13 protein-coding genes are annotated in these 15,761 nt (G+C 42.0%); 11 read left to right on the forward strand and 2 right to left on the reverse strand.

Annotated elements, in window-relative coordinates; all coding sequences use genetic code 11:
• Positions 1-7 precede the first annotated feature (7 nt).
• A complete protein-coding gene (locus Q8M62_RS20565) occupies positions 8-1,720 on the forward strand; it encodes a sodium:solute symporter (protein ID WP_304901851.1) in 1,713 nt (570 codons plus the stop codon).
• A gap of 125 nt (positions 1,721-1,845) precedes the next feature.
• Here Q8M62_RS20565 and Q8M62_RS20570 read toward each other — a convergent pair whose 3' ends face one another.
• Positions 1,846-2,694 (reverse strand): DUF2911 domain-containing protein, encoded by an 849-nt coding sequence (locus Q8M62_RS20570; RefSeq protein ID WP_304901852.1) that lies wholly within the window; start codon positions 2,692-2,694, stop codon positions 1,846-1,848.
• Between the two features lie 178 nt (positions 2,695-2,872).
• Here Q8M62_RS20570 and Q8M62_RS20575 point away from each other — a divergent pair, with 178 nt between their 5' ends.
• Positions 2,873-3,793 carry a glyoxylate/hydroxypyruvate reductase A gene (locus Q8M62_RS20575; protein WP_304901853.1) on the forward strand — a complete coding sequence of 307 codons (921 nt, stop codon included), beginning with the start codon at positions 2,873-2,875 and terminating at the stop codon, positions 3,791-3,793.
• Positions 3,794-3,803: 10 nt separating this feature from the next.
• Positions 3,804-4,646, forward strand: a complete 843-nt coding sequence (locus Q8M62_RS20580; RefSeq protein ID WP_304901854.1) for a universal stress protein — start codon at positions 3,804-3,806, stop codon at positions 4,644-4,646.
• On the opposite strand, the gene Q8M62_RS20585 is transcribed toward Q8M62_RS20580, so the two are convergent.
• A complete protein-coding gene (locus Q8M62_RS20585) occupies positions 4,643-5,356 on the reverse strand; it encodes a tetratricopeptide repeat protein (RefSeq protein WP_304901855.1) in 714 nt (237 codons plus the stop codon). The two genes, Q8M62_RS20580 and Q8M62_RS20585, sit on opposite strands and share 4 nt — an antisense overlap.
• A gap of 123 nt (positions 5,357-5,479) precedes the next feature.
• Between Q8M62_RS20585 and holA the strand changes: the two genes are divergently transcribed.
• From holA to Q8M62_RS21605, 8 genes are all read left to right on the forward strand, one after another.
• Positions 5,480-6,502: a DNA polymerase III subunit delta gene (holA, locus tag Q8M62_RS20590; protein ID WP_304901856.1), complete on the forward strand. Its 1,023-nt coding sequence runs from the start codon at positions 5,480-5,482 to the stop codon at positions 6,500-6,502.
• A gap of 17 nt (positions 6,503-6,519) precedes the next feature.
• Positions 6,520-9,507, forward strand: coding sequence for a tetratricopeptide repeat protein (locus tag Q8M62_RS20595; RefSeq protein ID WP_304901857.1), 2,988 nt, complete (start codon positions 6,520-6,522; stop codon positions 9,505-9,507).
• A gap of 3 nt (positions 9,508-9,510) precedes the next feature.
• Positions 9,511-11,202, forward strand: a complete 1,692-nt coding sequence (locus Q8M62_RS20600) for a TonB-dependent receptor (RefSeq protein ID WP_304901858.1) — start codon at positions 9,511-9,513, stop codon at positions 11,200-11,202.
• 66 nt (positions 11,203-11,268) lie between these two features.
• Positions 11,269-12,147: a hypothetical protein gene (locus Q8M62_RS20605; RefSeq protein WP_304901859.1), complete on the forward strand. Its 879-nt coding sequence runs from the start codon at positions 11,269-11,271 to the stop codon at positions 12,145-12,147.
• Between the two features lies 1 nt (position 12,148).
• Positions 12,149-12,835, forward strand: a complete 687-nt coding sequence (locus tag Q8M62_RS20610) for a MotA/TolQ/ExbB proton channel family protein (protein ID WP_304901860.1) — start codon at positions 12,149-12,151, stop codon at positions 12,833-12,835.
• Between the two features lie 2 nt (positions 12,836-12,837).
• A complete protein-coding gene (locus Q8M62_RS20615; RefSeq protein WP_092731449.1) occupies positions 12,838-13,227 on the forward strand; it encodes a biopolymer transporter ExbD in 390 nt (129 codons plus the stop codon).
• Positions 13,228-13,229: 2 nt separating this feature from the next.
• Positions 13,230-14,189, forward strand: a complete 960-nt coding sequence (locus tag Q8M62_RS20620; protein WP_304901861.1) for an energy transducer TonB — start codon at positions 13,230-13,232, stop codon at positions 14,187-14,189.
• Between the two features lie 60 nt (positions 14,190-14,249).
• A complete protein-coding gene (locus Q8M62_RS21605) occupies positions 14,250-15,761 on the forward strand; it encodes a hypothetical protein (protein WP_370690575.1) in 1,512 nt (503 codons plus the stop codon).

The following is a 15,761-nucleotide window of genomic DNA, read 5'->3' on the forward strand; positions in this document are numbered from 1 at the left end:
CCTACGCATGAGTACACTTGATTGGATAGTCCTGTTTGTTACTTTGCTTTCAATTGCTTCATATGGGGTCTATAAAACCCGGGGAAAGAAAAATCTAGACTCATACCTTCGAGGAAAAAATTCCAACTGGTGGGCTATAGGTCTCTCCATTATGGCCACACAGGCTTCCGCTATCACTTTCTTGAGTACTCCCGGCCAAGCTTACGAAGACGGAATGCGCTTTATCCAGTTTTATTTCGGATTGCCATTGGCGATGATCATTATCTCAGTCAGCTTTATTCCGATTTATTACAAGCTGAAAGTCTATACGGCCTATGAGTATCTCGAAAACCGCTTCGATCTTAAGACCAGAACGCTGACGGCTTTACTTTTTATCATTCAGAGAGGTTTGGCAGCAGGGATTACCATTTATGCTCCTGCGATCATCCTGTCAACTTTATTAGGCTGGAATTTGACTTTTACCAACATCTTTATAGGATGTCTGGTGATCGTATACACGGTATCCGGTGGAACAGAGGCAGTCTCGATTACTCAAAAACAACAAATGGCAGTGATGATGGGGGGGATGCTTCTTGCCGGAATTATCGTGATTCAGCTACTCCCGATTTCATTTCAGGAGGCACTCCAGGTAGCGGGTAAGATGGATAAACTCAATGTGGTGAGTTTTGAATTTGATTTTGCTGACCGATACAATGTCTGGTCAGGCATGACAGCTGCGGTATTTCTCTTTTTGAGTTATTTCGGTACAGATCAAAGTCAGGTTCAGCGGTATTTGACCGGGCAGACCCTGACACAAAGCCGCATGGGTCTGATCATGAATGGTTTTCTAAAGATTCCGATGCAGTTTGTGATACTTTTTATCGGAGTGATGGTTTTTGTTTTTTACCAGTTTATCCAGCCTCCCGTAATTTTCAACAAGGTTCAGACTGAGAAATTGAAGCAAAGCGATCTGGCACCTCAATTTGAAGAATTGGAAGGAAAATACTCAGCAAACTTCGAATCGGGGAAGTTAGCTTATCAGGAAATGCTTGGTGCCATTGATTCAGAAGACCAGAATAAAATTGACTTGATACAAAGTCAGATCAAAGAACTCAAAAGTGAGCAAAATGAAATCCGGGATGAAGTGAAATCCCTGATCGTGAAAAATGATCCATCTGCCGAAACACGGGATACGGATTACGTCTTCATGCGTTTTGTGATGGATTACCTTCCCAAGGGAATTGTGGGTTTGCTATTTGCCGTCATTTTTTCCGCGGCGATGTCTTCGTCCTCCTCAGAGCTCAATGCGCTTGGGTCAACGAGCACCATAGATTTGTACAAAAGATCAGTTAAAAAAGATGCGAGTGATGAACATTACGTTATTTCATCCAAGGTTTTTACAGCATTTTGGGGATTGGGGGCGATTCTCTTTGCTACATATGCCTCACTTTTTGAAAATCTAATTCAGGCTGTAAACCTCCTGGGATCTCTTTTCTATGGCACTATTCTGGGGATTTTTATAGTAGGCTTTTTTGTGAAGTGGGTGAAGGGGAGAGCCGTTTTTATTGCAGCCCTACTTTCGCAGGCTTTGATTTTGCTGATTCACTTCAGAAACGGAACAGGTATTTTAGGCATCCATTGGGATATCGGATTCTTGTGGTACAATGCTGTTGGTTGCTTGGCAGTGATGTTGTTTGGCTTGATTTTGCAGCCGATTGTCGGTAAGAAAGTTAGAATTTGATGGATTAGAGTTTAAGTCTCATATATCTAGAGAGTTGGGCATATTCATTTTGATTCCAGAATTTTTGACAACAAAAAAAGGTCTTCAAATAAATTTTGAAGACCTTTTTTGAATGAATCAGATTCTTACTTAATCGACTTTATGAGTCTTTCATTCAGTGCGATATAATCTGGATTTTTAGCCTCTTCAGCCATTGCTTTGGATTTGTTAGCAGACTGTAGTGCTTCAGTTTTCATTCCCAAAGCAACTTCAATTTTTGCTCTCAGGTGTACTGTCCAATATTTCGGGTCCATGTCTGTAGAAGTTTTCACCCAAGCATATGCCTGATTCAGATCTTTTGAATTGGTGAAATAATAACTGCCCGCTTGAAATAAAAGGCCGGGATCAGTAGTTTGAGTATCGATCACCAGTTTTTTAATATCAGCCATGACGATCGGATCCACATCAGTTTGAATCTTAAAATCTACTCTGGCATACTCCCACTTCATGGATACCACCGCACTGTTGTCGGTGAAGTTGTTGAATGCGATTTCAAATGTTTCGTACTTCTTGCTGGTTTTCGAAGATTCTACATTGAATCGCAGTTGGTCTTCTTCGGGGTTGTAACCAATCGCTCCCCAAAGTTTTGTGTTTTTGCTGAGGATGATTGTCCAGTCATTTTTTCCCGGAATAGCGTATAGCGCATAAGACCCTGCGGGTACAAGCTGACCACCGATAGTCACATCGGTGGAAAATGAGAAAACTGTAGCTGCATTGGCGCCCGTTCTCCATACTTCACCATAGGGCACAAGTTCTCCAAATATTTTCCGGCCTTTGGTACTTGGTCTGCTGTAGTCAACAGTCACATCCGTCAATCCAACCTTTTGAATGATTTTTGCACTGGGACTGGCCTGAGGCATTTGAATTTGCTGGCCAAAGCTGAGGAAGCTTACCATTGACAAAATCAAAAAGGCAACATTAAATTTCTTGTTCATTTTCTTAGATTTTTTTGTTTGGACACGTAATCACTACACTTTTCAGAAGGTTCAAATCAGGCTGCAATTTCATAGTATTTTTTTCTTTTGCGAAAATCGGGCTAGCTTTTTTGATTAGTGGACTTTGAACCGCATCTGAACTTGGTATTTTTGTGTCTGCAACCCAAAAGCACCTAAAATGAGTTTAGCTATTATCAGCCCGGGACGTGATCCGAAAGTATGGATCGACGCCCTCAAATTTCATCAGCCTGAAATCGACATTCAGGTGTTTCCGGATATCCAACGACCGGAGGCTGTAGAAATGGCTTTACTGTGGCAGCATCCTCCGGGATACCTCAGCTCACTTCCTAATTTGAAACTAATCAGCTCCCTTGGGGCTGGGGTAGATCATATTCTAAGCGACTCTGCTGTGCCTGAGTCGATGCCTATCGTGAGGATTGTAGACGAAAAATTGACTTGGTCGATGACAAACTATGTGATCATGGGAGTCCTCAATTTTCACCGGCAACTAGTCCGATATCAAGCTGATCAAAAGCGTAAAGTTTGGGACATGAGCAATCCTGAAATTCCTGTGAAAGTGGGGGTTATGGGGGTAGGGGCCTTGGGAGGCGATGTTTTGGACAAATTGAATTTCTTGGGATTTTCAGTTTCTGGATTTGGCTTTTCGGAGAAAGAGGAGTTTCCTTATCCTTATTTTTCCAAAGAAAAACTTGAAGATTTTCTTAATGAAATAAATGTATTGGTGTGTCTGCTTCCTTTGACTCCGGATACCGAAAGTATTTTAAACTTGGATTTTTTTAAAAAATGCAAACCCGGCACATACCTCATCAATGTAGCGAGGGGAAAGCACTTAGTTGAGGATGACTTAATTCCTGCTTTGGAAAAAGGATTCCTTTCAGGTGCACTTTTGGATGTCTATCGAACTGAACCTCTTCCTGTAAATCATCCCTTCTGGGAAGATAGTCGTATTCAAATTACCCCGCATATTGCCAGTGTCACCAATCCTCAGGCAGCCAGTCCTCAGATTATTGAGAATTTTAAAAGATTGAAGATGAACCAGCCATTACATAATCTCGTAAACCGCGACAGAGGATATTAATTTTTAAACCATGGAAAAAACTTTTAAAATTCTTTGCCCCACAGACTTTTCGGAATGCTCTCTGAATGCCATTGAATATGCAGCACGTCTTGGCGAAAAATTCAACGCAATCTTGGTGCTTTTTCATGTTCTCAACAGAGAAGACTACCAAAAACTCTCGCCCATGGATACGGATGGGAAGTACCAACTGGAGTTTATTCAGGAAAAACTTAAAAACCTCCAAAAGGCAGTAATGGAGGAGAGTCTCATGAATGGTTTGAAAGGCTGTGAGATTGCAATTCGGGAAGGTAAAATTGTGAACGGAGCATTGGATTTTGCAAAAGAGATCAATGCGGATTTGATAGTAGCCGGTACCGAGGGAATGAATGAACTTAGGACTAATATTATCGGAAGCCGGGCGAGTCGAATGGTCGAACAGTCAGATCGTGATATCATCATCGTCCCAAGAAAGGTGTTCTTCAAAAAACCGAGGAAGTTTGTCTATGCCTCAGACTACCTCGAAGAAGATAAATTGGCCATCCAAAAAGTGGTCGAAATGGCAAGTTTTTTCGATTCGGAAATTGACTTGGTCCACATATCTTCCAGCCAAAAAGCCATTGATAAGTCCCTCCATATGACGATGGTTGATGAAATTCGGCCCTTCGTCCGATATGAAAAAATAAATTATGTGCTTAAAGCCTACCGGGATGATCTTGGTTTGGGTTTGGAGAATTACCTGCAAGTAGCAAAGGGCGACATGCTGGTGACTTTGAGCAAGAAAAAGAGCTTTTTCGATCAGATTTTCACAAAAAATCTATCAAAAAAAATGTCCTATTTTCTGAATAAACCGCTCTGGGTGATTAAATCTTTCTAAAGTTTTTTTCCTGAGAAAAATCGTTTTATAAATAACCCAAACTCTTTTCGGGTTTCAGAATCCCCGAAAACTCCCTTCAGTGTTTCCCAGAAATGCTTAGAACTCACCTCACTTGTGGGATTGGTCTGACTGAAATCCGGCATTTTAGGACTAGGCTTCTTAGATTCAGCTTTCCCGACGGGAGGTAAAGAATTGGTTGGTTGCGACTTGTATCCAATCAAGTCATCTGCTTTTTCAAAGCTTTTCTTGGCGCGAGCAATGTTTCCCATCTTTTCTTCGATCAGCCCTCTGTTATTGTAGGCGATGGCATCCTCAGGATCAAGTTCGATCGCCTTGCCATAATCTTCAATTGCTCCGTTAAAATCACCCAATCGATCTTTCAAAAATGCTCTGCTGCTATAGCGATAGGGATTTTTTGGGTCAAGATTGGCAGCTCGATCCAGTTCATTTAGCGCTTCTTCATTTCGACCCAATAAATGAAGGACAACCCCACGGTCACTGATGTAATCGGTATTGTACGGTTCAATGGATACCAGCAAGTCAAAATCCGCCAGTGCCAAATCTCCTTTACCCATTCGGGTTAAAATTCGCCCTCGGTAAAGGTGAAGTTCAGCCTGACCGGCTTGAACTGAAATCAACTCATCAAAGCATAGTAATGCTTCCTCAAATTTTCCCTCTTTGTATAATGCCAATCCCTTTTCGAAGCTCATTTTCCTTTCTTTACATAGAAATACAAAGTTAAGCCCCGAATAGTTTACAGAAGAATATTTTCCTTGGATTTGCCAGCCTTTACTTTCGCATGTTATCTTTAAAGCCTCTAGTTTTTCCAATCCATGGCCCATTCACCCGACGCAGTACTTAAAGATCTGAAAGCTAAAAAGTTTGCTCCAATTTACTTCTTAGAAGGAGATGAACCCTATTTTATCGACCTGATTACGGATTACATTGAAAAGCATGCAATTGCTGAGCACGAAAAAGGGTTCAATCAATTGGTGATGTACGGTAAGGACTCTCAAGTCAATGTGATTCTGAGTAATGCCCGGAAATTTCCAATGATGGCCGATCGTCAAGTGGTAATCGTGAAGGAGGCGCAGAGTATTCCGGATTTGGGAAAAGAGGATGCCCAAAAGCTTCTCTTAAGCTATATCAATAATCCTTTGCCAAGTACCATTCTGGTTTTTGCACATAAGCATAAAAAGTTGGATGGACGGGGATCGTTGAAAAAGGAATTGGATAAAAAAACTGTTTTCGTCAATTCCGAGAAAGTCAAAGACTGGAAATTGACAGAATGGGTGGAAAATTATATCAAAGAACTGGGGCATCAGATTGATATTAAAGCTGCCCAACTTTTAGCCGATTCAATTGGCAATAATTTGGAGGTAATTTCCAATGAGGTAGGGAAAATGCTGATCAATTTTTCGGAGCCTACCAAATTGACCACCGAACACATTTCCAAATACATCGGCATCAATAAAGATTACAATAATTTTGAATTGTCGAAAGCCATCGGGTATCGGGATGTGATCAAGGCAAATCAGATCATTCATTATTTCATTCAAAACCCTAAAGCGCACCCTGTAATTCCGATTTTTTCGCTACTCTACAATTACTTCAGTAAAATCGCCCTGGTTCATCGGGCCGGGCCGATGCCCGAGAATCAGCTGGCAGGCGTGATCGGTGTACATCCTTATGGGGTGAAAGAATACTTAGCAGTATCCAGAAACTATAAATTGGGCAAGGTAATTGAGGTGTTCGGATTCATCAAAGAGGCAGATCTTCGTTTCAAAGGAGTAGACTCCGGAAGCATGGACGAGGGTGAAATCCTCCGCGAATTGGTATACAAGATTTTGCACTGAAATACCCTAAACCAATTATGAAAAACTACCTGGTGCTGCTTGCAGGACTACTGATAAGTGCGGATGCTTTTTCACAATCTACCCTCTATCAGACGAGTTCCCAACAAGCGTTGGATTATCATTTGGAACTATTTGATAAGCAGCTTTTTTCTGCCTCCTTATACGACAACAGTCGGCTGCTTAATCAAAACCTTAACGGAGAACAACAAAAATCAGCAGAGCTTCACCGTGCCATGTCGGCCCTCGAAATCGAAAGTCCCGACGGCCCCGGATTGATGAAATCCTACATCCTGGATCATGGAAATCATCCCAGTGTCACAACCGCTGGATTGTATCTTGGCGATCACTTTTTCTACAAAAAGAACTACAGGGAAGCGATAGAGGGGTATAATTTGGTGAATGCAAATAGCCTGAATGAGGCCAACAAAGCTGACGTGCTATTTAAACAGGGATACTCTTATTTTCAATTAAAAAATTATGGTGCTGCGGCCCCGTTTTTTGATCAGGCAAAAGTACTCAACAAGCCGATCAGCGCAGATGCTTATTACTATAGCGGTTTCATTGCAGTAGAAAATGGAAATAATGCCAAAGCTATTGCAGATCTCGAGGCAGCAGGCAAATCGTCCTTCTATGCGACTAAAGTCCCTTATTTATTGACTGCACTCTATTACCGGCAAGGCAATTACGATCAGGCGATCCAATATGCCGAACCCTTATTAGCTTCTGGTCAAAATCTCGATCGAAAGGAGACCATCAATCTCTACTTGGCTGAAGCCTATTATGCAAAACGGGATTTTGCCAATGCTTCCAAGAATTACGATGCTTTTATCAATGCAAAAAAGGGGGTTCTTTCCCGTGAAGAAGTCTATAAAGCCGGGATTTCTTTTTTTGAAATCAAAAATTATCAACGGGCGACTGATTACCTGAAAGTATCCGCTTCGTCCACAGATGAAATCGGCCAATCTTCAAGCTATTACCTCGGTCATGCTTACCTGAAATTGGACAACTACCAATTCGCAACCACAAGCTTTCAGGCCGCCTCCAAATCCAGCTTCAACAAGCAGATTCAGGAAGAGTCGCTTTTCAACTTTGCGAAAACAAACCTACAAAGAGGCACATTCTCAACGGCGATTTCCGCTTTGGATGAATATCTGGAAACTTACCCTTCGGGAAAGAACAGGGCTGAAGCCGAAACTTTGCTTTCTGAGGCCTTGATCAATTCCAGCGATTACCTGCGGGCAATCGAGCAAATGGATCGTATCCAGAATAAATCCCCAAGAATTCAATCTGCTTACCAAAAAGTGGCCTATTATCAGGCGATGGTCTATTACAGAGATCAGAAGTATAAGCAAGCCTTGGCATTGTTGGATAAGTCTCAGTCTTTCCCTGTAGACCGAGATTTGCTTTTAGAGACCCATTTCTGGAAAGGCGAAATCAATGCTGCGGATGGAAATCTTCCTCAAGCCATTCGTTCTTATGAAGCGCTGAGAGCAAGTAATCCAGCGTCCGCTCATCCTTATTTGATCAAGACCCACTATGGATTGGGCTATGCCTATTTCAATTCCCAAAACTATCCAAAAGCTGAGGAGCAGTTTAGATTATATACTGAAAAGCTAAGAGGAAACTCGGAAAAACAGTACTACGATGATGCGCTGCTTAGATTAGGTGATAGCTATTATGTGCAGAAAAAGTTTGCTGATGCTTCAGCTACTTTTCAGCGTGCAATCACGGAATCCAATTCAGTAATGGATTATGCGTTTTACCGACTTGCAGTAGTCCAGAATTTTCAGTCTCAAAACAATCAGGCTCTTTCCAATTTGGATCGACTTATCTCCGGTTTTTCGAGCAGTTTGTACATAGAAGATGCCCTTTTTCTTAGAGGGCAGATTTATCTCGAAGAGGTCAGATACAGTGAGGCTTCACGGGCGTTTACGGAACTGATCTCAGGTCGCCCGAATTCCCCTTTCATTCCTTACGCATTGGAAAGTAGGGCAGTAGCCAACTTTTCCACTCAGAATTATGATCAGACTATCGCAGATTACAAGGCGATTTTAGATAATCATCCTAATGCCGAAAACTCAGAAACCGCACTGAAAGGCTTGCAGGAAACTTTGGCTTTACAGGGACGGTCTGCGGAGTTTGGAGATTATCTGGCGCGCTACAAAGGCGCCAATCCGGGAACCGGAAATGTGCAGTCACTTGAATTTGAAGCGGCCAAAAGTCTCTATTTCGACAAGAATTTCATACAGGCCGCCAGAGCATTTGAGAATTACCTAAGAAGCTATCCAAAATCGGGACAGCGTGCCGATGCACTTTATTTTGCAGGTGACTCCTACATGCAGGCTGGTGATCAGGAAAGAGGACTGGGCTTTTTTAGGCAATTGGAAAAGGAACCATCCTCCCCACAGCGTGTGCGGGCGATGCAGAAAATAGGGGTGATTGAACTGGAAAGGGGAAATTACGCAGCCGCTATTCCTTATCTGGAAACAGCCGCCCAGAATGCACGAAGCAAAGTCGAAGAGGCTGAGGCTGTGCAGGGGTTAATGATCGCCAACTTTGCCACCCGAAAATATCAGCAGTCGATTACGTACGCTGAAAAGTTGATGACCTTGGATGGAATCATCCCGGAATCAACACCGAAAGCCTTGCTGACTAAAGCAAAAGCGCAGCGTGAAATGAATCAGAAAGCGCAAGCAGAAGTGACTTTGCAAAATTTGGTAAACAATCATAAGACCATTCAGGGTGCTGAAGGACTGTATTTACTTGCCCTATCATTTCAGGAACGCTCTGATTTTGCCAAATCGAATGATAGCATTTTTGACTTCTCCAGTCCGTTTGCGGATTACGATTATTGGTATGGAAAAATGTTCCTTTTGCTCGCAGACAATTATCAAAAAACAGGAGAGGACTTTCAGGCAAAAGCTACCCTGGAATCCATTGTGCAGCGATCTACCAATGCTGAAATCAAAGCTGAAGCCCAAGCTAAACTAAGAAGCCTGAACTAAACCATGCAAAAACTACCTGTAATTCTATTCTTTGCCGGTGCAATTTCCTTGGGAAATTCATTGGTTCTAGCCCAAAATAAAAAAGGTGGTGCTGTGCAGGATCAGGAATTCGTTATCCGTAAGGATCGGGTCTTGACGGTACCAACTCAACCAAGATCCTTTGAGCGTCTTCCTGTATTGCCTCAGCCAAAAGGTATCGCGGAGTTTAATTATACAGTAACTCCATTCTTCCTGAACTTGCCGGCTTTGAATCTTCAGCCTACGGCCTTGGAAAAAAATTATCGTCTGCCAAATCGGGAATTATATAACGGATTCATCCGTGCTGGTTACGGTAATTTTGCTTCTCCGCTGTTGGAAGGCAGGTATATGTCGACTACTGCTGATCCTTTTAATTATGCAGTAAAATTCAAGCATCAGAATTTCGGCAAAGGGCCTGTGGCTGCAGAACAGAGCTCGGAATCTCACACCGTTTTTGGTGCTGATGGCAGTTATTTCATGGATGCGGTAGAAATTTTTGGCGGATTGAATTGGGGACAGGATAAGTATTCCTTTTATGGAGTGAATCCCATCCTTTTCGAGAATCCAAACCTTCCATTCGAAACCAACAATAATGTCCTGAATAATTTTCAGGTAAAAGCAGGTTTCCGTGATATCGAAAAAACCGGCACTATTTCTTATGAAGGTCAATTCAGCTTCCGAAATTTCAGAGACAGCTACGCCGTCAAAGAAAATGAAGTGGGAGTACAGGCAGGATTAAAGTTCAGAACGGATTCGGACTGGTCAGGAAAAGTTGATTTTAATTATTTTCATACCAACCCGAATGATATAAACTATCAGGAGAAGCGGAATTATTTTTCCATTCGACCACGTATTTTATACAATTACGAGGCATTTCAATTCACGGCAGGGCTGAATTTGGTTTCTGAAAATGACCCGATGCCTGATAAATCAAGTGATTTCCGGATTTTCCCGGTGCTAAAAGCCAGCTATCAGTTTGCAGATGAGTTCGGTTTCTATGGAGCGTTCTCCGGCGATGTGCAGCGAAACACCTATTTCAGCTTTGTCAATGAAAACCCTTTCTTGGGGCCAAGCGAGCAGTTGTTGAATACGATTAACAATTATAAGGTTGAAGGTGGGATAGATGGGCAATTTCAAGAGGCATTTCACTATCGCGCCGGCATAAATGTGAGCAGATTTAACAACCTTCATTTCTTCGCCAATTCTTTTGCAGATTCTTCACGATTTGAGATTGTGTACGACGACAAGTCTACCGTCTTCAATATCAATGCGGAATTGGGATTCAAGATTTCCGAAGTTTATTCGCTTGGAAGCCGATTGGATCTGTATCAGTATGATTTGAATTCCCAGCCCGCAGCTTGGCATAGACCATTATGGGAAGTACGAGTGAATAATCAATTTACTCCCTTTGACAAATTACTAGTTCAGGCCAATGTGAACTTTATGGGAGGACTAAAAGCAAGGGGTAATACTGTTATAGAAACCAACCCGCCAAGGGTCGAAGTAGTAAACCTTAAAACCATCGCAGATTTGCAGCTCAAAGCAGATTTCAAGATCTCAAATCGCCTCTCGATTTTTGCCGAAGGCAACAATATCCTGAACGGTAAAAATACCCGTTGGTTGAATTATCCGGTTCGTGGTATTCAGTTGGTTGGTGGCGCAAGTTTCAAATTCTGATTTACTTTGGCTATCGGTTGGGCTTTCGCCTCATTTGGTTTAGTTTCGTAGCTTCCCTCCAAGATTATGGCAGCAAAAGATTCAGAAACAAAACAGTGGACCGATCCCAAGGATTATGGGCTTCCATTTGTGGAAATCACCCCGATACAGGCTAAGTCAATTCTGGTAGAAAAGGAAATTATACCACCTGTTCCTGTTCAGGAAGTGATTCAACCTGCAGAGCCGGTGGCGTTAGTTATTTCTGATGAAGAAACCATTCCTGAGCCTGTTGAGCTTGGTCAAAAAGCAGAAACTTCACAGGAGCCAGTTCAGACCATTCAAAAAGAAGCGGAAAAGCCTATAACTCCTGTTCAAACTGCAGGCACCAACAAACCTAAAGAAGAAAAAAAGTCTTCAGCTTGGATTTGGGCTGTAGTCTTCATCGGCGTTGGAATTATAGCTGTGATCGTTTGGCAACTATTAGCTCAAATGAATCCGGTGTCAACAGAAGCTAAATCAACTCACACGGCAAATTCTGTTGTAGAAAAATCATCCGAATCCCAACCTATTGCTCCCGAATCTACCGTAGCTGAACAAAATCAAGCAGCTGTAAATCAAGATTCTATAGTGAATCCAACTAATTCAAATCCTAATATTTCTAAACCAGCAGAATCTGGTACAACTATTGCCAATATAGCAGCAGGGAATTTGATCCGAATCGATTCCAAAGCCGAACGTCCACAGTATTTCATCATTGTGGGTAGCTTGCCAAATGAGAAGCTAGCCGTCCAAGAAGCGAGTCAATATTTTGGAAGAACTTCTGAAATTTATTTGATAAGCCCTTATGATGGTGGTAGTAATTATCGCCTGGGTCTTTCCAAATTTGGAAGCTTTAGGACAGCAGCTGAGGAACTGGAACGGGTCAAATCTCAATACACCGAAGAATTGTGGATTTTGAAATATTAATATGTTGCTCCAAACCCTCTCTACAGACAGTTTATCCAATTTAAATGAATTGGTACCTGGTACCACTAAACAAAGCATCGGTCTCCTTGATCTTTTGATCAAAGGAGGATACATGATGATTCCCTTGTACATACTACTTGTACTTGCAATCTTCATTTTCTTCGAGAAACTCATCACTCTAAAGAAAGCCTCCAAAACTTCCAGCCATCTGATGGACCAGGTAAAGATCCTGGTACAAAGTGGTCAGACCGAAAAAGCAAGAATGCTTTGTTCCGGTGAAAACACTCCCGTAGCCAATATGATCGCAAAGGGGATTGAACGGATCGGCTCACCTTTGAAAAATATCGAAGTTTCCATCGAAAACGTTGGTAAAATCGAGATTTACAAGTTGGAGAAAAACTTGGGTCTTTTAGCTACAGTTTCCGGTGCCGCTCCAATGATCGGCTTCTTGGGAACGGTAACGGGGATGATTCAAGCCTTTATTGCAATTGCTCAAGAAGAAGGAATGGTTTCACCCAAACTTCTTTCGATGGGAATCTACGAGGCAATGATTACCACTGCTGCAGGATTGGTAGTGGGGATTGTGGCTTACCTCGGTTACAACTACTTGGTGACACAGGTTTCCAAGTTGGTTCATAACATGGAATACACCTCAGTCGAGTTTATTGACCTCCTTCAGGATAAATAACTATGGGACTCCAGTCAAAAAATAAGGTAGATCCGGCATTCAGCATGTCATCCATGACAGATATTATATTTCTGTTATTGATCTTCTTCATGTTGACTTCCTCGTTCATTACTCCGTCGGGACTTCCTGTGAATTTACCTTCCAGTGAGACCTCGGATATAGTCTTGCAGGAAGTATCGGTAACGATCACCAAAGACTTCAAATATTCCGTGAATGACCGGATTGTAGCCCGTGATCAGATCAAATCTGAACTGACTTCCTTGCTTCAGGGAAAAAAAGGTCAAGTTGTTTTGCACATTGATAAGGAAGTGCCCGTTGAATACTTAGTGGAGATTGGCGGAATTGCTGCTGGCTTGGAAGCCAACGTCTCTATCGCTACAAAACCGTATTAATCATGCAAACTTGGAACACAGACGATGTCGAAAAAGACAGCAAGCGGAAATCAGCAATCATTACGATTGTCTTGAATGTCCTTTTGCTTCTGGCGTTCTATTTCATTGTGGTATGGAAACAACCTATTCCACCGCTTCCTAAATTTGGCTTGGAGTTGAATCTGGGTTTCACTGAGACGGGATCCGGAGACAGAAACAGTCCAAATGCACCTTCTGAAGTGCAAACAAAAGTGACAGAGGCCGCTGCACCCGGCGAAATCGCACCAGCTGTAACCAAACCGGCCACTCCTGCGCCAAGTCCAAAAACCGAAACAGCTAAACCAAAAGCAGCCGCAAAACCTGCTGCCAATCAAGCCGTGACAACTAAGCCCTCACCCATAAAAGGAGAGGAAAAGGCTGCCGTAGAAACCAAAAAGCCGGAACCAACCAAAGCAGAGCCTACAAAGACAGTCACTGCACCTGCCAAATCCGAGGCGGAAGCTACCACCCAAAAAGCTCCGGAACAGCCAAAAATTGATCAAAGAGCGGTAATGGGGGCCGGTGGAACTACCGGAAAAGGAACTCAACCTGCTTCTGGCGGAGCTCAGGGTAGTTCTACGACCAAAGGTGACGAAGGCAAGCCTACAGGAACTGTGGATGGTCGTGCGGTCATGGGGGAAGGATCAGGTAAAGGAGCAAATTCAGGTGCGGGATATAGTTTGGATCTGGCAGGTTGGGATTTTGCATCCAAGCCAAATATCAATGATCGGGTTTCGACTCGAAATGGAAGGATTGTGTTTAAAATCACCATTGATGATTCAGGTCGTGTAGTTCAGGCAGTTCCTTTGGAATACAACGTCTCCAATGATGTGCTTGCTTATTACCGCCAGGTGGTCAATCAGATTAATTTCAGAAAATCCGGAGGTACTTCCACAGCGGATTTTTCCACCGGTAAAATCACCTTTATCATCAAGGTAGATTGAGAGAAAATCTTAAACTATATTATTTTTTTTTTAATTTGATGCCAGCATAAAGGAAAACCGATGAGATGGCATTTATTTATTTTAGGATTAGTGTTTTTTTTAAAATCATGTCAGTTTATAGAAACGCGTGAAAAGCAAGCAATTGATATCTGTAAAAATTCAAAAATTCAATTTGCTGAAAATGATATATTTCAATATTTCGGTTTGCCTGTTAGAGGACTTTCCCAAGATTCTAAATGGATTGAATTTGCAAACTCTCTTGCCAAAGACGATCCGAATTCAAAATATAAATGGGATGCTCGTGAAATCGAGGATACAGGAGTTTTTCTGGTTTCATTTACTGATGAAACAAATTGGGGTCAAAATTGGGAAGTGTCTATAGAACAGCAAATTGTTAAGCATATAAATTCAAATGAATTCCTTAGTAGGAAATACGGATTTTCACGATTAGATAAAGAAAGTGAATTTGAAATAGTTGAATTAGGAAAAAGAACCTTGAGTTTGCAAAAAAAGAACAGTTATTTTTCCACAGAAGACTCGAAGGACATAGTCTTTACTTTCAATGGTAAAGTAATTAACAATTCAGATAAGACCTTAATAAGCTCTGATCTTTCGGGTGAACTTCAATTAATTTTTAAAGAAAAAGTTATTTCAGGCTCACAAGAATGGAAATCTGGTTTCAAACGAAAAGCCACAAAATCCCGACCTTGGAGGCCAAATGAGACTTTGGAATTTTCTATCAGAACTTCGGATATTGAAGAGATTTATCTTCAATTTGAACCAGAATTTGTATTTTTTGTAGTTAATCTTTCAGTTGAGGACCCCATCGGATTTACCTATAATAAGGCAATCGGAGAATATGATTTAATGGATGAATGGAAAAATCTCAAAGAATCCGTTAAAAAAAAGAAAGAAAATCAAGCCGCCTCTGAACTAATCCCAAGTACTGAAACATCTAAGCCTAAGGTGGCCACAAATCAGGCAGTGACGACCAAGCCTTCACCTATAAATGGAGAAGAAAAAACTGGAGTAGAAACAAAAAAGTCTGAACCTACCAAAACAGTCACCACACCTGCCAAATCTGAGGCAGAAGCGACTACGCAAAAAGTTCCGGAACCGCCAAAAATTGATCAACGTGCCGTCATGGGAGCTGGTGGTACTTCGGGTAAAGGAACCCAACCTGCTTCCGGTGGTGCTCAAGGAACATCCAATGCCAAGGGGGATGAAGGCAAACCCACAAGTACTGTAGATGGTCGTGCAGTAATGGGAGAAGGCTCTGGAAAAGGAGCCAATTCTGGTGCGGGCTACAGCCTTGATCTTACTGGGTGGGATTTTGCTTCCCGACCGAATATCAATGACCGTGTTTCTATAAGAAGTGGTCGAATTGTTTTTAAAATAACGATTGATAGTGTTGGTAAGGTAATACAAGCAATCCCTTTGGAATTCAATGTAACAAATGAAGTTCTTTCTTATTACAGGCAAGTTGTGAACCAGATTAATTTCAGGAAGCAAAGTGGAGCTGCCGCAGATTTTTCAACCGGCAAAATCACCTTTATCATTAAGGTGGATTAA

The organism is Algoriphagus sp., from assembly GCF_030694375.1.
In the GTDB taxonomy this organism is placed as follows: Bacteria; Bacteroidota; Bacteroidia; order Cytophagales; family Cyclobacteriaceae; genus Algoriphagus.